The following is a 19116-nucleotide window of genomic DNA, read 5'->3' on the forward strand; positions in this document are numbered from 1 at the left end:
TTCCGTGCAGTTCATGTTGATTGGTGGGCACGCTTCCGCTTTGCCCACCCTACGAATTCGGTTCGTGGCGATAGAGCGGGAATCCCAACTCCGTCATTGCGAGCGCAGCGAAGCAATCCAGAAATCCCGCCGCGGGAAAAGTCTGGATTGCTTCGCTGAGCTCGCAATGACGAGAGGAGAGAGCCTTGCTATTCCGCTGGGGCGATGCTCGGCGCCAGGATCACCTCGAGATGCTCGGGGCGGTCGCGGTTGACGTGGGCGAGATATTCGTCCGCGACCTTGCGCAGGCGCCGGCTGAGCTCGGCGGAGACGCTGATACTGTCGAGCCTGGTGTTCTCGTGCACGATGGCGAGGATCGCGTTGATGTGGTGCGTGAACAGCTCGGCCGGCACCTTCGAAAGGTCAGGCGCATGCTCGATGACGCGGCAAAGGCTCTCGGCGATTCCCGCTGCCGACGGGAAGCCGAACGTCGCCGCATCGCCCTTGATGTCGTGCGCGGCGTGAAACAGCTCGTCGCGCAGCGTCTTGCCGAAGCCATCCTGCTGCACGGCAGCCCAGGCAGCCGATAGTCTCTGAACCTCGATCGTCATCCAGTCCTTGAACTCGCCGGACAGGCCCGCCAGCGCCTGCTCGGCGCGGGCGACCGGATCGTCCATGTCCTTTTCCTCGACCCGGCGCAGAACCTTGCGCAGCGGATTGGGCTGCGTGATGACGTGATGCGTGGCGAAGGCCTTGACCTCGATGTCCTTTGCGTTGTTCTTCGCCATGATGCCTGCCTCGTCTGAAGACGTTGCGCTAGATGGAGGAGCGGGCCTTGTCGAGCAGCGAGGGCTGTTGCAGCACCTCGTGCTTTTCGCCGACGCGGCGCTCCGGGCCCATATAGGCGGAGTTGGTGTTGCGGCGCCGGTCCGGGCCGAAATAGGTCTTGGTCTTGATGAAGGGGCGGGGATTAGCGACCACGTTGAGGATGCGCTGATAGAGCCCCTTGGCCGAGATCGGCTTGGCCAGGAATTCGGTGACGCCGGCATCGCGCGCCACCGTCACGCGGCGCTTCTCGGAATGGCCGGTCAGCATGATGATCGGTGCGTAGGGATTGCCCTTCGATTCCGGCTGCCGGATCATCTGTGCGAGCTCGAGCCCGTCGAAGATGGGCATCGCCCAGTCGGTGATGACGATATCGGGCACGTAATGGCTGTACATTTCCAGCGCGGTGGCACCGTCCTCGGCCTCGTAAACCTCGCGTGCGCCGAACGAATGCAGCAGCGTCCGCAGGATGCGGCGCATGTGCGGATTGTCGTCGCAGACGAGAAAGCGCAGCTTGTTGAAGTCGATACGAAACATGACGCCCGGGCCAAAGCGGTCAACCTTCGTTAACCATATCGTGCCGGGGGTTAACGAAGGGTTGCGAACGGGCTTTGGGAGGGGTTGGCCGGCGGGCTCAGTAGCCGAACTGCTCGCGCAGGATCCGCTCTTCCAGGCTGTGGCCGGGGTCGAACAACATCCGCATCGAAATGCTCTTGTCCGAGAGCACCTCGACCCGCCGAACCCTGCGCACTTCCTCGTGGTCGGCGACCGCGGCGACGGGACGCTTGTCGTCTTCCAGCACCTCGATCACGACATAGGCGGTATTGGGCAGCAGGGCGCCGCGCCAGCGCCGCGGCCGGAAGGCGCTGATCGGTGTCAATGCCAGCAGGGCGGCGTTGATCGGCAGGATCGGGCCTTGGGCAGAGAGGTTGTAGGCCGTCGAGCCTGCGGGCGTCGCCACGATGATGCCGTCGGCGATCAGCTCGGGCATGCGCTCGCGCTCGTCGATCAGGATCCGCAGGCGGGCCGCCTGGGACGTCTGGCGGAACAGGTAGACCTCGTTGATGGCGTGGTGCAGGTGAACGCGGTCGTTGACGTCGGTCGCGCGCATCAGGAGCGGATTGATCTCGGATTCATGCGCGGTCTCGAGCCGTTGGCGCAGATCGTGCGTCGAGTACTCGTTCATCAGGAAGCCGACCGTGCCGCGGTGCATGCCGTAGATCGGCTTTCCGGTACGCATGTGGTGGTGCAGCGTCTGGAGCATCAGCCCGTCGCCGCCGAGCGCGACCACGACGTCGGCCTCGTCAGGATCGCAATTGCCATATTGCCCGGTGAGCTGGCCGAAAGCGGCCTGGGCCTCGCTGCTCGGGCTGGCGACGAAGGCAATCTTGTCGTATCGCGAGGACTTGGTCATGGCTTCCCAGGCAGGTGCCGCTGGCTCGAGTAAGTTCCGCCGCGCTCGTCTATACGAGGTGGGCTGCCATTGTCGAGGACGACCACCGTTCAAGGCAAATGGCGACCGCCGGATCCCGGGAGAAATCCAGGGCGTTTCGAGCCTGATCGGGCTCGATCCCCCAAACCGTCGCAATTCCGCGCTATCTTCCCGTCCTCACCGGCTCTCCCAGCCGGCAGGGAGAACGATCATGGCCACCAATCTGCCGATGCTCTGCCGCGCGACCCTGGTGCTGGCGGTGTCGGCCTTGATGTTCTCAGGATTTGCGCACGCGGACGATCCGCAGCCGCGCGCCGAGACGACGGCGCCGACCGGACAGAAAGGCGGACGCGGCAGCGCAGCGCAAAGTTCATCCTCGACCGCCGAGCTGCATCGTCTGCCGCCGGATTCCACCACGAAGCAGACGCTCGATCTGCCCGGCCGCACCCTCAATTTCGCCGCCACTGCGGGCTCGATCCGCGTGTTCGACGGCAAGGGCGAGCCGCTCGCCGACATCGCTTACACATCCTACGCGCTCGATGGGGCCGACCGCGCCACGCGCCCGGTTACGTTCCTGTTCAACGGCGGGCCGGGCGCGTCCTCGGCCTGGCTCCAGTTCGGCGCCGCGGGACCCTGGCGGCTGCCGTTCGATGGCGACTCGTTGTCGCCATCGGCCTCGCCCGAGGTGAAGCCGAACGCCGAGACCTGGCTCGACTTCACCGACCTCGTCTTCATCGATCCGGTCAGCACCGGCTACAGCCGGTTCGTTGCCAGCGGCGAGGACGCGCGCAAGTCGTTCTATTCCGTCGACGGCGACGCCAATGCGATCGCGCTCGTGATCCGGCGTTGGCTCGAGAAGCACGATCGGCTGGTCTCGCCCAAATACGTCGCGGGCGAGAGCTATGGCGGCATTCGCGGACCGAAGGTCGTACGCCAGTTGCAGCTCCAGCACGGTGTGGGCGTCAGGGGGCTGATCCTGGTCTCGCCGCTGTTCGACTTCCGCGAGTTCACCGGCACGAGCCTCCTGCAATATGTCGCGACGCTGCCGAGCTATGTCGCGGTGGCGCGCGAGGCCAAGGGTCCGGTCAAGCGCGCCGATCTCGCCGATGTCGAGGCTTACGCGCGCGGTGAATTCCTGGCCGACCTCGTCAAGGGCGAGGCGGACAAGGAGGCGACCAATCGCCTCGCCGACAAGGTCGCCGAGCTCACCGGGATCGACCAGGCCGTGAGCCGCCGGCTCGCCGGCCGTTTCGACGTCGGCGAATTCCGCCGCGAATTCGATCGCAAGAACGGCAAGGTGACGGGACGTTACGATGGTTCCGTGCGCGGCTTCGATCCCTATCCGGATTCCAGCAGCTCACGCTTCGGCGATCCTTCCGGCGATGCGCTCCAGGCGCCGCTGACGAGCGCGGCGGTCGATGTGCTCACGCGCAAGCTCAACTGGCGGCCGGACGGCTCCTATGAAGTGCTGAACGGCTCCGTGGAAGGCCATTGGGATTTCGGCCGCGGCATCAACCCGCCGCAATCGGTGTCGGAGCTGCGCCAGATCCTCGCCACCGATGCGAAGCTGAACGTGCTGGTCACGCACGGCCTGTTCGATCTCGCCACGCCCTATTTCGGATCCAAGCGGGTGCTCGATCAGTTGCCGGCCTTTGCGACCCAGCGCGTGAAATTCGTGGTCTATCCCGGCGGCCACATGTTCTATTCGCGCGACGGCTCACGGCAGGTGCTGCGGAACGAGGTAGAAACTCTCATTCGGGAATAGGCCGCCGCTTGCGCGGCGGGTACCGGCGCGCGATCTCGCGCGACACGACACGCTCCGGCTTCACATTGGCACCTGCGATCCAGATGCTACCGACCTTGCCGCGCTTGTCGCGCACGCGGCGGACGGGCTCGCCGTGGCTGGAATAGCCGGCAGCCCAGGCGAGCTTGCCGGTGTCGCGGCCGGTGACCTCGATCTCGGCGGCATCCATGAAGGGGTTGTTGAATTGCGGGTTGGCGACGAGCACGCGGTTGCCCGCAGGCACGAGATCGCTGGCCCCCCAGATCGTCCACCAGCGGCCGGTCCAGTCGCGCGTGCGCCGGTCCGGCGCGCCGCGGGTGTTGAAGACGCGCAGGATCTGCATCGCGCCGTCCATCCAGAACGGTGCCGCGCCGTCGATGGAGTTGCTGAGGATGCTGATCGCAAGCTCGCAAGAAGGTATGGCGCAGGTCCGGGAAATATAGCCCTGGAATCCGCCGCTATGGCCGAACCAGTCCCAGCCGTCGGTCTTGCCGGCATTGACGCCGAGGCCGTAATAGCCCTCGAAGCTCTGCGGGATGCGCCAATGGTGGCGCGTCATCTCGCGGCGGCTCGCGGCCATGAGCACGCTCTTCTTCGCATTGGGCGCAAGCTGCGCGAAGAAGCGGGCGGTATCGCCGGCGGTCGCAACGAAGCCCGCAGCAGATGCCATGGTCTGCGCGGGATTGTCGCCGGGGATCACGCATCGCTCGCCGAACGGCAGCTTTCGGGTATGGCCGCGCGCGAACGGCGTGCCTTTGGCAAGCGGTGCATTGGGCTCGGTCTCACGCAAGCCGGTCGGCTCGATGATCTCGCGCTTGATCCAGACCGGGTAGGGCTCCTTGGTCACGGCTTCGATCACGAGGCCGATCAGGGCAAAGCCGTGATTGGAATATTTGAAGCGCGTGCCGGGCTCGATCGCGGTCGGCAGCTTCAATTCGGCGAGCAACTCCTCCGCGTTCAGATACGGACGATTGTCGATGAACTGGCCGGAATCGGCGCCGTCGCGCGTCAATCCCGCGCTGTGCGAGAGCACCTGCGCGATCGTCGTCTCGGCGACGCGCGGATTGAGGCCGCCGACATATTGACCGATGGGGTCGTCGAGCCGGAGCTTGCGTTGCTCGCGCAGCTTCATGATGCCGGCGGAGGTGAAGCTCTTCGAGTGCGAGGCGATGCGGAAACGATGACGCGGGGTGAGCTTCTCGCCCGTGTCGAGATCGGCGAGGCCGAACGCATGCTCGGCGACGACCTCACCGCGATGGGCGAAGGCGACAATGACACCCGGCTGCTGCAACGTCCTCTGTTGGTATTCGATCCATGAGCCGATGTAGTCGATCGCGGATCGCAGCCACTTGTCCATTGCGCACCAATTTGCGGGGAAGGTGCGCGAAGCTAGCCGAGAAAGCGGAGCGGGCACAACCCAAAGGTTGTGCCCGCTCGTTCGAACGCAACGAGGCGATCGTCAGTAGACGAGCGTCGCGCCGGTCGGCTTGTCGAGCGCAGCGGCGAGCGAGCGGTACTCGGAGCTGCCGGTGCCGGCGAGCGAGGCGATCTTGTTCAGGTGATATTGCGCCTGTTCGCGGTTGCCCTGCTCGAGCTGCCAGAGGCCGTAATACTGCCAGGTGCGGACGTGGTTCGGATCGTCCTTCAGCGCCAGCTCGTAATAGGCCTTCGACGACTGGTAGTCGCCGAGCTTGCGATAGGAGTAGCCAATCAAATTGGCGACATCGGCGACGTCGTCGCGCTTGAGCGATTTCAGCTGGTCGATCGCGCCCGTGTAGTCGTGGCGGTCATAGATCGCGGTGTAGGCGGTGCGATAGGCCGCCAGGAATTTGGGATCGCTGATGGACGAGCTCTTCTTCTTCCCCTTCTTGGTCGAGCTGTCCGACTTCGGTGGCGGCGAGGGTTCGTCGCTGCCGGCGGCATAGGCGCTGGTCAGCATCGGCCCAGCCGCCAGCGCCATCGAGACCAGTCCCGGCACCAGAAGCATTGAGAGTCTGCGCATTGATGTTCTCCCGTATGGAACGTGGCGATCCTACACGATTGCCCGAAGACCGGAACACCCATGGGGCCAAAACATTCCCGCTTCGCACGATCTATTCGCCCCGTGGCGGATGACAAACTTGTCATCGAGATGAACGGAAGCCTGCAATGGCCTTCAGAACGGGTTCAGTGCGCGGCCCCTAGGCTCCCACCCACGATCGAAGGGGTAGGCAAGAGGGCGCCGCTTCGAGATCCTTCCAAGAGAGGAGACCTACCATGTTGAAGACCATTTCCGCAGCCTTGCTCGCAGCCTCCGTGATCGCAGCCCCGGCCTTCGCGGCTGAGACTGGCAAGACCACCACGACCGCACCGGCGATCAAGGCGGACCAGAGCCAGACCAAGGCGGCGACCACTGCGGTCAAGCCCGAGGCCGGCATCAAGGCCGACGCCAAGGGCTCTGACATCAAGGGCTCCGACGTCAAGGCCGATGCCAAGGTCGACAGCAAGTCGAATGCGATGAACGCCAACGCCGCCGCGAAGCCCGACGAGCACAAGGCCGCAGGCAAGCATCGCCATGAGGACAAGCAGGTCTCCGAAAAGCAGTCGCAGAAGGCGCAGCCGGACGTGACCAAGCCGGCAACGACCGACAAGCGCAACTGAGACTGATCCCGCGCGGCGGCATCCCTGGCATTGCCCTGCCGCCGCGTGTGGAATTCAGGCCCGGTCCGCTCGCCACGTCTGGCGGCGGGCCGGTGCGCTGTTGCGTCGCTGGAGGCGAATTCCCTTCGCGCAGGCTTGGAGCTAAGAACGTCTTCGAGTCTGATCGAGCGGAGAGCGGGGCCTGTGGGGCGACTGGCGAGATGTGCGGTGATATTGGCGTTGCCGTTGGCGCTCGCGGCCTGTTTCGGCAGCGACACTGACCGGCCGTCGCTGTGGGGTGGGGGTCAAGCCGGAGGGCCGCAGCCGTTTCCCGATAATTTCCGCAGCGACACGCTCGCCCTGATGCGGACCTATCTCAACAACCCGGTCGGCGTGCGCGAGGCCAGCATGGCCGAGCCGGTGCAGCGCGAGGTTGGCGGGCGCCAGTTCTACGTGAGCTGTCTGCACTTCACCCCGCGCGAGACCGACGGCAGCTACAAGGGCATGCGCGAGCGGGCGGTGATCTTCGTCAACGGGCGGGCCGATCGGGTGGTCGATCGCACCAATGAGCTCTGTGCCGGCGCGGTTTACGCAGCCTTTCCGGAACTGGAAAAGATGACGCGGTAGCGCAAAGCCCGGCTTCATTCCCTCGTGCTACGACAGACCGCGCCGGAGCCGCTGGATCACATTTTGGCGAGCTTTGAACTGGGTGATTTGGCCTTGCGACAAATCGTTACGGCAGGCCTCGCGCTGACGAAAAAATAGTCGGGGCAGGCGGCAGGACGGAACAAAATCGCGTTGTTGCCGCCCCGTCACAGTAACGAACGATCAACGTTCCGGCATCGCCGCGAAGCAACCCAATTCAGGCCACGTTGTTTCCTGAGTGTCGTTTATGAAAGAACGGGGATGACTATGAGAAAGATTTTGCTGGGCGCAGTCGCTCTGCTGGCGCTGGCCGGACCGGTCGCAGCCGCCGACATGCAGCCGCGCCCTTACACCAAGGCGCCGGCCTATACGCCGCCGCAGGTGATTTACAATTGGACCGGTTTCTACATCGGCGGCCATGTCGGCGGCGCTTTCGCCGGCGACAGCAGCTTCCAGTCGAGCGACGCCCGCTTCCTCGGCGGCGTGCAAGGTGGCTTCGATTACCAGTTCGCACCCAACTGGGTGGTGGGTATCGAGGCTCAGTATTCCTGGTTGCCGACCAACAACAACGGTGTCACCTTCCCGCTGGGCACGCAGGTGACGTCCAACACCGACCAACTCGGCTCCGTGACTGGCCGCATCGGCTACACTTGGGGACCGACGCTGCTCTATGCCAAGGGTGGTTATGCTTGGCGCAATAATGGCCTGGGCGTGAACATCGCAGGCGTGCCTCAGGCCTTCACCACCACCGGCAATAGCAAGGACGGCTACACCGTCGGCGCCGGCCTCGAATACATGTTCGCGCCGAACTGGTCGGCCAAGGCCGAGTACCAGTATTACAATTTTGGCAGCACGACCTTCACCTCGGGTCCCGCGGACATCGTCGGTGTCCGCGGCCGGGAGGACGAGCATACCGCCAAGGTTGGCGTGAACTACCGCTTCGGATGGGGCGGTCCGGCGGCCTCGCGCTACTGACCGACGCCAACCTCCACGATCTGACAAAGGCCGGCTTCCCGCCGGCCTTTCGTTTGCCGGACGCTTGTGACCCGGCGCGTGTTTGCTTTGCGTGAACCATCTGGCGCGTCATTTGCTTGCAAACGATGCTGGCGCGCCTTCTCACGCGCGTCATGGGGGCCGGGGTAAAGTAAAAATAATTTTTGCGATTTACGGAACTCGCGCTCCGGAACGCGTTATATGAGAATTACCGGGCTGGTGGGACGACGGACATGCGTATCTTGGTGTCGGCAGTGGTATTTTCGTGCTCCCTCTGCTTGCCGTGCTCTGCACAGACAATCCTCAAATCCGAGCCGCTGATGCTGGCGCCCTATGAGGTGGCCTTCGTCAAGGACGACTCCTGTCCCTCGGGCAAGGTGATGAAGGTCACCGGGGCGATCCGCGGGCTGCATCGCCGCAAGGCCTGCGTGCCGATGCCGGGGGAGCAGGCCTCGCTCGTGGCCGCCACGCCCTGAGCGCCTTCCGGTTTCGTGCCGGAAATCAGGAATTCAGCTCGAGCTCCATCCGCGATTGCTGGTCGGCCTCAGCCTTGTTCTGGGCGGGGTCCTCGCCCTGCGCCGCTTGGCACGGTGCAATCTGGTAGTCATTGTCGAGCACCCGGCGCGGTCCTGTCCGCTCACCGTCCGCGATCACGTCCACGACGAGACCGCTCCGCTGCGCGAGCTTCCAGACGTCGGATTCGCTTGGATAGGCCTTGCTGATCTGGGCGTCGTTGCAGAACAGGGCGTAGGGCATGTCTTCCCGCTCCAGGAAAGCGGTTTAACGAGTTCGCGGGGGAAGGAGTTCCGGCCTGCGGCCCGATCACGGGGCCGTGATCAATCGCCCCGCCCTTGAGTCCTTAACGAGTCCTGAATCCTGGAAAAAAGAATCCCTGGGACTCGCCGGCCGGAATCAGCGGATGTTTTTGGCCATGACGAGCGACCTGGAAACCTCCTGCGGGCACATGCTCCTGCCCCTGACGCTGGCGCTGTTTGGCGCCTGCGCGGCCAATTTGTGGCTGGTTTGGTCCTGGCTGTAAGCCCCTGGCCCTGGCCGGAGCCTGCCTCAATCTTCGGCCGGCGGACGGGCAGAGGGGTTGTGGATCGCGGCACGCAGTTTGGTCAGGGTGGCCGCGCAATATTCCTCCCGCTCGCGCTCGAATCGCTCCTGATGTTTGCGGAAATTGGCGATCCGGGCCTGCATCTCGCTGCGGAAATCGCCGATGGCTCGCGCTGGCGGGGCTTGAGGCTGCGGAGAGGGCTGCGGCGGCTCGATCTCGACCGTGACCGTCTTGAGGGTGACGGCCTCGACGGCGACGAGCTCGTCGCTTGCCCTAGGTGAATCCGGCGGCGCGCCCGGCTGAAGGACGTGATCCGTCTTGCCGGTTACCGATTGGACGAAGGCCATGGTTTGCGCGATCAGCGCGTCGCGTTCTCTAATCCACTTCATGATCCACCTCAGGCGCGCCCATTCCAGCAAACCGGCTGCATGGAATCAAGATTTGTCCGCAAGGCATTGCATATTTTTCCCGATCGGCCGACAGTGATCGGATGGATGCCGAAGACGAACGGGTGGACGAAGCGGAGGGCCTGAGGCTCATCCGCGCGTTCCTGTCGCTGCCGCCCGACAAGCGTGCGGAGGTGATCGCGTTCGCTGAGGGATTGGCGCGTGTCCATGGCCGGCCCGAGAAGGGTACGGAGACCTCGCCGACGTAAGCGCTATCGCTGCCGCGGATTGACGTTGGGCTCGAACGGCGCGCCGACGACCCGAACCGGCGTCTGGGCGGTGGCGTCGATCGCCATGCGCTGGGCAACCTGCTGTGCCGGACCGGGTGCTGCCGCCGGTTCGAACAGGGCAACCGTGCCGGCCACGGCGCCACAGCACAGCGTCACCGTTGCCAGCAGAAACATGTTTCGGTTTTCTTCCCGGATCCGCATGGGTCGGAAACGAACGGCGCACGCCTTGGTTCCGATCCGGCCCGATCGGAACAGCCCGCCTCCGAGACCGCCCCGAAGTGAGGAATGATCCGCGACTGGCTGAACGATCATATCGGAAGGCTTTGGCGGGGCCGTGTGCGCTGGATGCATTTGCGCGGGCGTATGTCCGCACTCCTATGCGACCTACAGCGCCAGCAGAAATCCCATTGCGATTGTGAACAGCATGGCCGTCATCACGATGGCCGTAGCCGCACCGGCGACGATCCTGGCTTTCTCTTTGCCCGTGGTGGAGCGCATCTTATGCTCATGCTACCTCAGGGTCCCGTATTTCCACATCATGGAGTGGCAGAAGCCGGCCTGAGGTCGATGCCGGCGAGCTCGGAGACGCCGGCGTCTGTACAGTGCAAGCGCGACGGAATCTTGCTGTGAGCTTTGCCAGATGATCACCCATCGTCCTCCCGTGCTCGCCCACGAGCGTTTCCTCGCCGACCGCGAGAATTTCGCGGGCCTCGATCTCGCCGCCCGTTTTGAGCGGATCGAGCGGACCAATCTTTGGGGTGCTTCGACGTCGGTCTCCGGCCTCGGTTCGGAAGATCCGGCGACCGCCGCGATCCGGGAAGCGCTTCCACCGCTGCTACAACGACTCGGCGCGCGCTCGCTGCTCGATGCGCCCTGCGGTGATGCCGGCTGGATCGGCCGCATGAAGCTCGATGTCGATTACACCGGCATCGACATCGTGCCGTCGCTGATCGAAGCGAACAACTAGCGCGCGTCTCGCGACCAACTGTCCGGCCGGTTTCTCGTGGCCGACATCACGCGCGATGCGCTGCCGCGTGCCGGCGTCATTCTCTGCCGGGACTGTCTGGTGCATCTGAGCTTTGCCAACATCGCTCGCGCGCCTGCGCAATTCCGGATGAGCGGCGCGCGCTTCCTGCTGGTCACCACCTTTCCCGAATGGCAGGACAATCGGGATTGCGAGGACGGCGATTGGCGTGCGCTGAACATGGCGAAGGCGCCATTCGACTGGCCGGCGCCGCTCGCGCTGATCAACGAGCGTTGCGAGGAGGGTGGCGGCGGCTGGCGCGACAAGAGCTTGGGGCTGTGGCAGCTGGATCAATTGCCGGATGCGAGATGATTGCGCTCGAAATAGCGATGCGCTGAAGACGCGAACTCGCGCGTAAAGCTGGTGCCGGCTGAGGGGATTGAACCCCCGACCTTCGGTTTACAAAACCGCTGCTCTACCGCTGAGCTAAGCCGGCGACGCCTGGGATGCAGGACAGGGCTCGGCTTGCGCCGGAGCTTTCTGCCCGTGCGCGCCGCAATACCAGACTTGATTGGAAAGTGCCAGAACCGCGAAGTTGCCCTCGCAAGACATGAATCAGGCGGCCTTGCGGGCCGCCTGATGTATCGCGCTCGATAATGGGCCGCTTACTGGCAGATGTGTCGGCGGCCGTCTGCGCCCTTGAACCAGGTGCCGGGCGTGCAGACGAACCCGTTGCGCTCGGCATAGCTGCGTCTGTCCCAACCACGATTGTCCCAGCCGCGGTCGTCCCACGATCGGTCGTAGGCGTAGCTGTTGTCCAAGCCGCGGAACGGAGCGGTTGCGATCGCGCCGGCGGTGCCGATTGCGGCGCCGGCTACACCGGTCGCGACATCGGTCGGCCAGAAGCCCGTGCGGCTCCTGTTCCAGTCGTTATTCCAGTCGCCGCTATTGGCCTGGCGATAGGCCGCACGGCGGTTGCGGTAATTGCTGTCGGTGTAGGGATTCCCCGGTCCGAGGTTCTGGCAGTTGGCGTTGGGGAATTGCGCCGAGCAGCGGCCGGGGTTGGTGACCACCGCCTGCGCCATGGCAGAGCCTGCCAACATGGTTGCCGCAATCGCAGTAGCCCCGAGAAGTTTGATGTTCATGGTTGTTGGCTCCCGTCTTGAATTGACCGGGGCTTAAACGCTGACGACGCCGGACGTTCCGGTGAAACCGGCCATTTTTTCGCCCTTCCAAGGTCAAACGGATGTGAGCATGCGGGGTGGTTCCGACGACAAGTCGGCTGCCGTTAACGCTTCGCTAGTTCGCTTGGCAGCATTTGAGCAGCGCGCAATCCTTGCACATTAGGCTTACCGGAAATTGGCGAGCAGGCCTTAACCCTCTCTGCGCTGCGATCGGATAGGTTGCCGCCGGATCACCGGGGTTTTCCTCATGCGCGTTGTGGCGCTCGCCGCCTTCCTGATCGGACTGCCCGCGACGGCGCTTGCCGGCGGCTTCGAGATCGTCGTTCCCGGCCGTCCGGGCGTGCCGATCATCATCAACAACATCGACGCTTCCTACGCCGTGGTCGAAGGCACCTGGGGCCTGGGCAAGAACCAGCAGGTGCAGCCGACGATCTATGGCGGGCGCTATATCGCCGAGCGGCAGCCCGACGACGTCAGCCATTATTATCCGACGCTGGGCCTGCGGCCCGGCTACGGCCGGCTCGAGGTCGAGCCGCCCGCGAACCGCAAACTGCCCAAGCCTGCCGAGAGCTATCACCAGAGCTGGGGCGCGTCGTCCGCGCCGTTGCCGGCGCAGATGGACCCGCCGGTCGATCCGCCGGCTGTGATCTACGCGCCCGAGTTCAACGAGCGTCCGCGACCGCCGCGACCGCGGCCGCGCACAGAGATACCCGGCAGGCCGCCGGGTTGAGAAACGTGAAAATCCAAAAAACGGAAATCAACAGGAGAGAGTTATGCGTCAAATGATTTCGGGACTGGTCGCGGCGGCTGCCGTGATGTTCGCCGCCACCGCGCCCGCCGCGGCCTGCGGCTTCACTACGTGCGCGCCGGTCGCGCCGGTCTATTCCGGCTGCAACAACGGCTGCGGCGGCTATGGATATGGATATGGTTATGGCGCCTTTGCGCGTCTCGCTGAGCCGACCACACAGTACTACTACGTCAACCAGGGGCCGACCTATACCGGCCCGGGCGCCTTCGCCCCTTATCCGACCTACCGTGAAGACGCGGTCGTCGCGCCCGCCAATTACGGCTACGGCTATCGCGCTCGCGGCTACGGTTATCGTGCCGCCGTCGCTCCGTATCATCGCCCGTATTTCCGTCCCTATCGCTACGGCTACGGCCCGCGCTACGGCTATCTGCCGCGCGTCCATTACGGCCATGCTGCGAGATACGGCTACGCCCATCGCCACGCGCCGCACTATTACGGCGGCCACCGCGTGCTGCGCCGCTATTACTGATCGCTGATCGGTTCAGCCGACGAGACGCCCGTTCGCGCGATGCGGACGGGCGTTTTGTTTTCTGGATTCGATCATAATGGCGACAGCCCGCCTACGCCTACCGCGTGGCAGCCTTCGCTCACTTCGCGCAATGATGTTGTGAGAGGTTTGCTTGTCTCAGTCCGTCTTCGCCCTACGGGCTTCGCCGGACACCACGCTTCACCTTTCGGCTATCACGTGGCTGCGCCACGCGTAGCCCGAAGGGTGAAGCGTGGTGGGGGAGGCAGGACTCGAACCTGCGAAGCCATGAGGCGGCTGATTTACAGTCAGCTCCCTTTGCCACTCGGGACACTCCCCCGCTCGACGGCAGCACAATCGGGCCGGACCTTGCCGGCGGACCGAAGACGGCCATGGAACGTGAAGGCCGCGGCAACCCGGATCGGGGCGCGACCGGGCGCGTTTATGGGCGAAGCAGTGGGGCAAAGTCAACCGAGGCGAACAGCTAAAATCGCCCCCGAAGGCACCCAAATTGCCATATTCCGGCGCCCATGACACAAGCGAGCGCATGAAGGATCGAAAATTCGGCCCCAAGGGGCCTCGCGGCGGGGCTAAGCCCTTCAACAGGCCCGGGAAATCGGCGGGCCGCGCGGCCTGGCGCGAGCGCGATTCGCAACCCGATGGGCCCGTCATTCTCTATGGCTGGCACACCGTCACGATGGCGCTTGCCAACCCGCAGCGGCGGATCCGCAAGCTGACGCTGACTGAGAACGCGGCGAGGCGGCTTGCGGAAGAAAACATCGCAACCCGCATCGCGCCCGAGATCGTTCGGCCCCAGGAGATCGACCGTCTGCTGTCGCCCGACGCCGTGCACCAGGGGCCTGCTGGCGGAGGCCGATGCCCTGCCGTCGCCCGACATCGAGACCTTGAAGCAGGAAGGCATGGTGCTGGTGCTCGACCAGATCACCGATCCGCACAATGTCGGTGCGATCCTGCGCTCGGCCGCGGCGTTCGCGGTGAAGGCGATCGTCACCACCGCGCGCCACAGCCCGGAAGCCACCGGCGTGCTCGCGAAAGCCGCCTCCGGGGCGCTCGAGCTTGTGCCCATGATCACCGTCCAAAACCTCGCCCGCGCGCTCACCGCGCTGAACGAGCGCGGCTTCCAGACCGTGGGGCTCGACAGCGAGGGCAGCGAGGACCTCAGCAACGTCGCGTTGCGTGAGCCGCTGGCGCTGGTGCTCGGCGCCGAAGGCAAGGGCCTCCGGCAATTGACCCGCGAGACCTGCAGCGTCGTGGCGCGGCTCGACATGCCCGGCGAGATCAAGAGCCTCAACGTGTCCAACGCCGCCGTGCTGTCGCTCTATGTCGGCGCGAGCCGGCTCGGGCTGATGAAGCCCGGCGCGGCGTCGTAGACCGAAGGCTGGCTTTACCCCAGCATCTCCCGCACCATTGGCACCACCTTGCGCCCATAAAGCTCGATGCTGCGCATCAGCTTCTCGTGCGGCAAGGGGCCAGCCGAGTACTTCAGCTGGAAGCGCGAGATGCCAAGCGCCTTTGCCGTCTTGACGATCTTGCGCGCAACGGTCTCCGGCGAGCCGACATAGAGCGAGCCGCGCTCGGCCTCGCTCACGAACTCGTCGCGGCCCATCGGCGGCCAGCCGCGCTCCTTGCCGATGCGGTCGCGCATGGCCTTGTAGTCGGGCCACAGCTCTTCGCGCGCCTGTTCGTCGGTCTCGGCGACATAGCCGGGCGAATGCACGCCGATCGGCTGCGCGGTGCGGCCGAATTCCTTGAACGCGCGGTAATAGAGCTCGACAAAGGGTGCGAAGCGCGCGGGATCGCCGCCGATGATGGCGAGCATCAGCGGCAGGTCGTAATGCGCGGCGCGGACAACTGATTGCGGGCTGCCGCCGACGCCGATCCAGGTCTTCAGCCTGCCGTTCTCCACCGGCGGATAGACCAGCTGATCGCGCAGGGGCGGACGCAGCTTGCCTTCCCAGCTCACCGGCTGCTGCGGCAGCAGGGCCGCGAACAGGTCGAGCTTCTCCTCGAACAGCTCCTCGTATTTGCGCAGGTCGAAGCCGAACAGTGGAAAGGACTCGGTGAACGAGCCGCGGCCGAGGATGACCTCGGCGCGCCCGTTCGAGAGCGCATCGAGCGTCGCAAAGCGCTGGAAGACGCGGATCGGATCGTCCGAGCTCAGCACCGTCACGGCCGAGCCGAGCTGGATGCGCTTGGTACGCGCCGCGATGGCTGCGAGCACGGTCTCGGGCGAGGAGATCGCGAAATCGCCGCGGTGATGCTCGCCGAGCCCGATGAAGTCGAGGCCGAGCTCGTCGGCGAGCACGGCTTCGTCGACGACGTTGCGGATCACCTGCGCATGGGGAAGCAGGGCGCCGGAAGCGTCCTTGGTGACGTCGCCAAAGGTATCCAGTCCGAATTCGAGCGGTGCGGTCATCGATCAGGTCTCTGTGGGATGATCGGACAGACTTAAGGGATTGCGGCCACCCAACAAGGCGGCTTTCGGAAATGCTCGGTTTCCGTTTGTGAATGCTACCGCGCGATCCGCACCACCATCTTGCCGAGCGCAGCGCGCGTCTGCATCGCCTTGAACGCTTCGCGAAAATCTTCCAACGCGAAGATTTGGCCGACCACGGGCTTCAGCTGGCCATCGGCGAGCCAGCCCGTCAGCTCCGACATCAGGCGCTTCTGCAACTCGGGCTCGCGCACGCCAATCTGCGCGAGGTCGACGCCGAGCAAGGCGCCGCCCTTCAGCAGCGGCAGATTGAACGGCAGTGCGGGAATGGAGCCTCCAGCAAAGCCGACCACGAGGTGGCGTCCGCGCCAGGCGATCGATCGAAACGCCTGCACCGAGATCTCGCCGCCGACGGGGTCGAAGATCACGTCGGCGCCATGCCCGCCCGTCAGCTCCTTGAGCATGTCGCGCCAGCCGGCCTGCGTATAGTCGATGACTGCGTCGGCGCCATGCGCCTGCGCGAACTCGCGCTTCTCCGGCGTCGATGCCGCCGCGATCACGCGGGCGCCGAGCAGCTTGCCGATCTGGACGGCTGCGATGCCGGTGCCGCCGGCGGCGCCCAGCACCAGAAGCTGCTCGCCTGCGACCAGCGAGGCGCGCCCGCTCAGCGCGTAGAGCGCGGTCAGATAGTTGGCGCGAAACGACGCTGCGACCTCGGGCGCGACGCCGTCCGGCAGCGGATGCAGTGCCTCAGGCTTGACGACAATCTCTTCAGCAAGCGCGCCCGACCGCGTCATCCCCATCACGCGCATGCCGGGCTGGTAGCCGCCCGGTGCGCCGGGCGCGTCCGTCACCACCCCCGCGAACTCCGTCCCGGGAATGAAGGGCAGGGGGTCCTTGGTCTGGTAGCGGCCCTCGATCTTCAAACCGTCGACGAAGCCGATGCCGGCAGCCTCGATCCTGATGCGCAACTGCCCGGGCCCCGCGCGCGGAGACGGAACGTCCTTCAATTCAATCTGATCGATGGGAGCATATTGCTCGACGACGACGGCTTTCATGTCGGACCTCTGCTGTTCCGGTCATCCTGACAGGTCGCGACGACGGCCTCTTGTGTCTACCGCCACATCCCGCGCATCTTCGCGCCGATGTCGATCTTCGGGCCCTGCGCCGCAGCACGTGCCCCGGCCGCCGCGGCCTTCGGCCAGGCGGCGCGCTCGAACAGGTAGACCAGCTGCTCCGGAATGAAGCGGGTGCGCGAGGCGTAGACGTGGCGGTCGCCCTTGGCGGCCTGGCCGTGGACGAAGAAGCGCTGCGGGACGACGAGGTGGAGATCGTCCTTGGCGCGTGTCATCGCGACATAGAGCAGGCGGCGCTCCTCCTCGAGCTCGGCGCTGGTGCCGGCGCCGAGATCGGACGGCATGCAGCCGTCGACGACGTTGAGCACGAACACCGACTTCCACTCCTGGCCCTTGGCCGAATGGATGGTGGACAAGATCAGGTAGTCCTCGTCGCGCAAGGGCGGACCGGATTTGTCGCTGGTCGCATCCGGCGGATCGAGCGTGAGCTCGGTCAGGAATTTCTCGCGCGAGGCATAGCCGCTGGCGATCTGCTCGAGCTGCATCAGATCGGCGCGGCGCGTTTCGGAATCCTCGTGGATGCGATCGAGATGCGGCTCGTACCACAGACGTACGCGCTCGAGATCGGCCGGCCATTCCGAGTAGCGCAGATTTTGGGTCGTGCGGACGAAGTCGGTCCAATCCGCGCCGCTACGCGCCGGCACCGGAAGCTGGCCGAGCGCGGCAAGCGGATCGGTGCTCTCGGCCATCTGATCGAGCACGCGCTGCGCGGTCGCGGGGCCGATGCCGGGCAAGAGATGCAGGATGCGGAATCCGGCGACACGGTCGCGCGGGTTTTCGGCGAACCGCAGCAGCGCCAGCACGTCCTTGACGTGAGCTGCGTCGAGGAATTTCAGCCCGCCGAACTTCACGAAGGGGATGTTGCGCCGGGTCAGCTCGATCTCCAGCGAACCGGAATGCGAGGACGTCCGGAACAGCACCGCCTGGTGCTTCAAGAGCGCACCTTGCTCGCGGTTCGCCAGCACCTCCTCGACGATGTAGTGGGCCTGGTCGGCCTCGCCGTGCACAGTGACGAGCTGCGGCTTCCGCCCAGAGGTGCGATCGGTCCAGAGATTTTTCGTGAAGCGCTCGCGGGCCAGGCCGATGACGCCGTTGGCGGCGGCAAGTACGGCTTGCGTCGAGCGGTAATTGCGGTCGAGCGTGATCATCTCGGCGCGCGGCGAGAAACTCTGCGGAAAATCCAGGATGTTGCGCACAGTGGCAGCGCGGAACGAATAGATCGACTGGGCGTCGTCGCCGACCACGGTGAGGCCGCGGCCATCGGGCTTGAGCGCGAGCAGGATCGAGGATTGCAGGCGGTTGGTGTCCTGGTATTCGTCGACCAGCACGTGGTCGAAGCGGCCGCCGATCTCTTCGGCGATCAGCGCGTCGCTCATCATCTGCGACCAGTAGAGCAGCAAATCGTCGTAGTCGAGCACGTGCTGAGCCTGCTTGGCCTCGACATAGGCCGCGAACAGGCCCTTCAGCTCGGCGGCCCACCCTGCACACCAGGGATAGTGCACCCCTAACACCTTCTCGATCTCCATCTCGGCGTTGACACAGCGCGAGTAGATCGACAGGCACGTGCCCTTGGCCGGAAAACGGCTCTCGGTCTTCGACAGGCCGCGCTCGTGCCGGACCAGATTCATCAAGTCGGCGGAATCCTCGCGGTCATGAATGGTGAAGGCGGGATCGACGCCGATCCGCTCGGCATATTCCCGCAGGAGCCGCGCGCCGATGCCGTGGAAGGTGCCAGCCCAGGTCAGCGCATCGCGCATGATCGCGGCGTTGTTCTCACCGAGCACCTTTCGCGCGATACGCTCGACCCGGCCGGCCATCTCGGCCGCGGCGCGGCGGGAGAACGTCATCAGCAGGATGCGACGCGGATCGGCGCCTGCCACGATCAGATGGGCGACGCGGTGGGCGAGGGTGTTGGTCTTGCCGGAGCCGGCGCCGGCAATGACGAGCAGGGGGGCGCCCACGGTTCCTCCTCCGGCCACGCCATGCTCGACGGCGCGGCGCTGCTCCGCATTGAGCGTGTCCAGATATGTCGCCACGAATCGCCCCGGTGAAAGGCTGAGAGTCGGCGATCCCGTCGCGAATCGCAATGCA

The 19116-nt window shown here is 65.0% G+C and carries 21 protein-coding genes, 2 tRNA genes and 2 pseudogenes; 11 read left to right on the plus strand and 14 right to left on the minus strand.

Features of this window, described 5'->3' with window-relative positions; genetic code table 11:
• Nucleotides 1-188 precede the first annotated feature (188 nt).
• The 3 genes from SE91_RS10720 to SE91_RS10730 form a co-directional block, all read right to left on the minus strand.
• Nucleotides 189-767 (minus strand): Hpt domain-containing protein, encoded by a 579-nt coding sequence (locus SE91_RS10720; RefSeq protein WP_061847590.1) that lies wholly within the window; start codon nt 765-767, stop codon nt 189-191.
• A gap of 28 nt (nt 768-795) precedes the next feature.
• The gene (locus tag SE91_RS10725) at nt 796-1341 is read right to left on the minus strand and encodes a response regulator (protein ID WP_008549760.1); all 546 of its coding nucleotides are present in this window, start codon (nt 1339-1341) and stop codon (nt 796-798) included.
• Between the two features lie 97 nt (nt 1342-1438).
• Nucleotides 1439-2218, minus strand: a complete 780-nt coding sequence (locus SE91_RS10730) for an NAD kinase (protein WP_008549758.1) — start codon at nt 2216-2218, stop codon at nt 1439-1441.
• 229 nt (nt 2219-2447) lie between these two features.
• On the opposite strand from SE91_RS10730, the gene SE91_RS10735 reads away from it, so the two are divergent.
• Nucleotides 2448-4001: a S10 family peptidase gene (locus tag SE91_RS10735; protein WP_061847591.1), complete on the plus strand. Its 1554-nt coding sequence runs from the start codon at nt 2448-2450 to the stop codon at nt 3999-4001.
• On the opposite strand, the gene SE91_RS10740 is transcribed toward SE91_RS10735, so the two are convergent.
• Both SE91_RS10740 and SE91_RS10745 read right to left on the minus strand, forming a co-directional pair.
• Nucleotides 3988-5376, minus strand: a complete 1389-nt coding sequence (locus SE91_RS10740) for a serine hydrolase domain-containing protein (RefSeq protein WP_061847592.1) — start codon at nt 5374-5376, stop codon at nt 3988-3990. The genes SE91_RS10735 and SE91_RS10740 overlap by 14 nt on opposite strands.
• 102 nt (nt 5377-5478) lie before the next feature.
• Nucleotides 5479-6021 carry a tetratricopeptide repeat protein gene (locus SE91_RS10745; protein WP_061847593.1) on the minus strand — a complete coding sequence of 181 codons (543 nt, stop codon included), beginning with the start codon at nt 6019-6021 and terminating at the stop codon, nt 5479-5481.
• Nucleotides 6022-6275: 254 nt separating this feature from the next.
• Between SE91_RS10745 and SE91_RS10750 the strand changes: the two genes are divergently transcribed.
• The 4 genes from SE91_RS10750 (at nt 6276) to SE91_RS10765 (ending at nt 8752) form a co-directional block, all read left to right on the plus strand.
• Nucleotides 6276-6659 carry a His-rich protein BRANT gene (locus SE91_RS10750; protein WP_061847594.1) on the plus strand — a complete coding sequence of 128 codons (384 nt, stop codon included), beginning with the start codon at nt 6276-6278 and terminating at the stop codon, nt 6657-6659.
• Nucleotides 6660-6842: 183 nt separating this feature from the next.
• The gene (locus SE91_RS10755; protein WP_193409734.1) at nt 6843-7265 is read left to right on the plus strand and encodes a hypothetical protein; all 423 of its coding nucleotides are present in this window, start codon (nt 6843-6845) and stop codon (nt 7263-7265) included.
• A 285-nt stretch (nt 7266-7550) separates the two neighbouring features.
• The gene (locus tag SE91_RS10760) at nt 7551-8258 is read left to right on the plus strand and encodes an outer membrane protein (protein ID WP_061847595.1); all 708 of its coding nucleotides are present in this window, start codon (nt 7551-7553) and stop codon (nt 8256-8258) included.
• A 251-nt stretch (nt 8259-8509) separates the two neighbouring features.
• Nucleotides 8510-8752 carry a DUF6719 family protein gene (locus SE91_RS10765; protein ID WP_061847596.1) on the plus strand — a complete coding sequence of 81 codons (243 nt, stop codon included), beginning with the start codon at nt 8510-8512 and terminating at the stop codon, nt 8750-8752.
• 25 nt (nt 8753-8777) lie between these two features.
• Here SE91_RS10765 and SE91_RS10770 read toward each other — a convergent pair whose 3' ends face one another.
• A complete protein-coding gene (locus SE91_RS10770; protein ID WP_061847597.1) occupies nt 8778-9032 on the minus strand; it encodes a hypothetical protein in 255 nt (84 codons plus the stop codon).
• A 76-nt stretch (nt 9033-9108) separates the two neighbouring features.
• On the opposite strand from SE91_RS10770, the gene SE91_RS36155 reads away from it, so the two are divergent.
• The gene (locus SE91_RS36155; RefSeq protein ID WP_156489569.1) at nt 9109-9315 is read left to right on the plus strand and encodes a hypothetical protein; all 207 of its coding nucleotides are present in this window, start codon (nt 9109-9111) and stop codon (nt 9313-9315) included.
• Nucleotides 9316-9341: 26 nt separating this feature from the next.
• On the opposite strand, the gene SE91_RS10775 is transcribed toward SE91_RS36155, so the two are convergent.
• Complete coding sequence (locus SE91_RS10775; protein WP_061851083.1) at nt 9342-9725, minus strand: hypothetical protein; 384 nt, start codon at nt 9723-9725, stop codon at nt 9342-9344.
• Nucleotides 9726-9826: 101 nt separating this feature from the next.
• On the opposite strand from SE91_RS10775, the gene SE91_RS37005 reads away from it, so the two are divergent.
• Nucleotides 9827-9991 (plus strand): hypothetical protein, encoded by a 165-nt coding sequence (locus tag SE91_RS37005; protein WP_008549730.1) that lies wholly within the window; start codon nt 9827-9829, stop codon nt 9989-9991.
• Nucleotides 9992-9994: 3 nt separating this feature from the next.
• Here the strand turns inward: SE91_RS37005 and SE91_RS10780 are convergent, their stop codons facing one another.
• Nucleotides 9995-10186 (minus strand): hypothetical protein, encoded by a 192-nt coding sequence (locus SE91_RS10780; RefSeq protein ID WP_245318426.1) that lies wholly within the window; start codon nt 10184-10186, stop codon nt 9995-9997.
• 466 nt (nt 10187-10652) lie between these two features.
• Between SE91_RS10780 and SE91_RS10785 the strand changes: the two are divergent.
• A pseudogene (locus tag SE91_RS10785) lies at nt 10653-11348 on the plus strand (class I SAM-dependent methyltransferase).
• A 49-nt stretch (nt 11349-11397) separates the two neighbouring features.
• Here SE91_RS10785 and SE91_RS10790 read toward each other — a convergent pair.
• Both SE91_RS10790 and SE91_RS10795 read right to left on the minus strand, forming a co-directional pair.
• Nucleotides 11398-11472 (minus strand) — tRNA-Thr (locus SE91_RS10790).
• Between the two features lie 169 nt (nt 11473-11641).
• Entirely contained in the window at nt 11642-12121 is a 480-nt protein-coding gene (locus SE91_RS10795; protein ID WP_061847599.1) for a hypothetical protein, read from the minus strand.
• Between the two features lie 286 nt (nt 12122-12407).
• Between SE91_RS10795 and SE91_RS10800 the strand changes: the two genes are divergently transcribed.
• Both SE91_RS10800 and SE91_RS10805 read left to right on the plus strand, forming a co-directional pair.
• The gene (locus tag SE91_RS10800; RefSeq protein ID WP_061847600.1) at nt 12408-12890 is read left to right on the plus strand and encodes a hypothetical protein; all 483 of its coding nucleotides are present in this window, start codon (nt 12408-12410) and stop codon (nt 12888-12890) included.
• Nucleotides 12891-12933: 43 nt separating this feature from the next.
• Nucleotides 12934-13437, plus strand: a complete 504-nt coding sequence (locus SE91_RS10805; RefSeq protein WP_061847601.1) for a hypothetical protein — start codon at nt 12934-12936, stop codon at nt 13435-13437.
• Nucleotides 13438-13688: 251 nt separating this feature from the next.
• Here the strand turns inward: SE91_RS10805 and SE91_RS10810 are convergent.
• Nucleotides 13689-13774: transfer RNA gene (locus tag SE91_RS10810), tRNA-Tyr, on the minus strand.
• Between the two features lie 207 nt (nt 13775-13981).
• On the opposite strand from SE91_RS10810, the pseudogene rlmB reads away from it, so the two are divergent.
• Nucleotides 13982-14825, plus strand: a pseudogene (gene rlmB, locus SE91_RS10815) (23S rRNA (guanosine(2251)-2'-O)-methyltransferase RlmB).
• Between the two features lie 14 nt (nt 14826-14839).
• Here rlmB and SE91_RS10820 read toward each other — a convergent pair.
• From SE91_RS10820 to SE91_RS10830, 3 genes are all read right to left on the minus strand, one after another.
• Nucleotides 14840-15871: an LLM class flavin-dependent oxidoreductase gene (locus tag SE91_RS10820; RefSeq protein WP_060736400.1), complete on the minus strand. Its 1032-nt coding sequence runs from the start codon at nt 15869-15871 to the stop codon at nt 14840-14842.
• Nucleotides 15872-15966: 95 nt separating this feature from the next.
• Nucleotides 15967-16947: an NADPH:quinone oxidoreductase family protein gene (locus SE91_RS10825; protein ID WP_061847602.1), complete on the minus strand. Its 981-nt coding sequence runs from the start codon at nt 16945-16947 to the stop codon at nt 15967-15969.
• A 56-nt stretch (nt 16948-17003) separates the two neighbouring features.
• Nucleotides 17004-19061, minus strand: coding sequence for an ATP-dependent helicase (locus SE91_RS10830; protein ID WP_061847603.1), 2058 nt, complete (start codon nt 19059-19061; stop codon nt 17004-17006).
• Nucleotides 19062-19116: the final 55 nt, after the last annotated feature.

The organism is Bradyrhizobium sp. DOA1 (assembly GCF_001593325.1).
GTDB lineage: Bacteria > Pseudomonadota > Alphaproteobacteria > Rhizobiales > Xanthobacteraceae > Bradyrhizobium.

Coding starts and splice junctions, on each gene's coding strand:
- SE91_RS10805 (WP_061847601.1), top strand. CDS start 12,934: ATGCGTCAAATGATTTCGGGACTGGTCGCGGCGGCTGCCGTGATGTTC.
- SE91_RS10730 (WP_008549758.1), bottom strand. CDS start 2,218: ATGACCAAGTCCTCGCGATACGACAAGATTGCCTTCGTCGCCAGCCCG.
- SE91_RS10750 (WP_061847594.1), top strand. CDS start 6,276: ATGTTGAAGACCATTTCCGCAGCCTTGCTCGCAGCCTCCGTGATCGCA.
- SE91_RS37005 (WP_008549730.1), top strand. CDS start 9,827: ATGGATGCCGAAGACGAACGGGTGGACGAAGCGGAGGGCCTGAGGCTC.
- SE91_RS10770 (WP_061847597.1), bottom strand. CDS start 9,032: ATGCCCTACGCCCTGTTCTGCAACGACGCCCAGATCAGCAAGGCCTAT.
- SE91_RS10760 (WP_061847595.1), top strand. CDS start 7,551: ATGAGAAAGATTTTGCTGGGCGCAGTCGCTCTGCTGGCGCTGGCCGGA.
- SE91_RS10800 (WP_061847600.1), top strand. CDS start 12,408: ATGCGCGTTGTGGCGCTCGCCGCCTTCCTGATCGGACTGCCCGCGACG.
- SE91_RS10765 (WP_061847596.1), top strand. CDS start 8,510: ATGCGTATCTTGGTGTCGGCAGTGGTATTTTCGTGCTCCCTCTGCTTG.
- SE91_RS10795 (WP_061847599.1), bottom strand. CDS start 12,121: ATGAACATCAAACTTCTCGGGGCTACTGCGATTGCGGCAACCATGTTG.
- SE91_RS10820 (WP_060736400.1), bottom strand. CDS start 15,871: ATGACCGCACCGCTCGAATTCGGACTGGATACCTTTGGCGACGTCACC.
- SE91_RS10745 (WP_061847593.1), bottom strand. CDS start 6,021: ATGCGCAGACTCTCAATGCTTCTGGTGCCGGGACTGGTCTCGATGGCG.
- SE91_RS10725 (WP_008549760.1), bottom strand. CDS start 1,341: ATGTTTCGTATCGACTTCAACAAGCTGCGCTTTCTCGTCTGCGACGAC.
- SE91_RS10720 (WP_061847590.1), bottom strand. CDS start 767: ATGGCGAAGAACAACGCAAAGGACATCGAGGTCAAGGCCTTCGCCACG.
- SE91_RS10825 (WP_061847602.1), bottom strand. CDS start 16,947: ATGAAAGCCGTCGTCGTCGAGCAATATGCTCCCATCGATCAGATTGAA.
- SE91_RS10740 (WP_061847592.1), bottom strand. CDS start 5,376: ATGGACAAGTGGCTGCGATCCGCGATCGACTACATCGGCTCATGGATC.
- SE91_RS10780 (WP_245318426.1), bottom strand. CDS start 10,186: ATGTTTCTGCTGGCAACGGTGACGCTGTGCTGTGGCGCCGTGGCCGGC.
- SE91_RS10775 (WP_061851083.1), bottom strand. CDS start 9,725: ATGAAGTGGATTAGAGAACGCGACGCGCTGATCGCGCAAACCATGGCC.
- SE91_RS10735 (WP_061847591.1), top strand. CDS start 2,448: ATGGCCACCAATCTGCCGATGCTCTGCCGCGCGACCCTGGTGCTGGCG.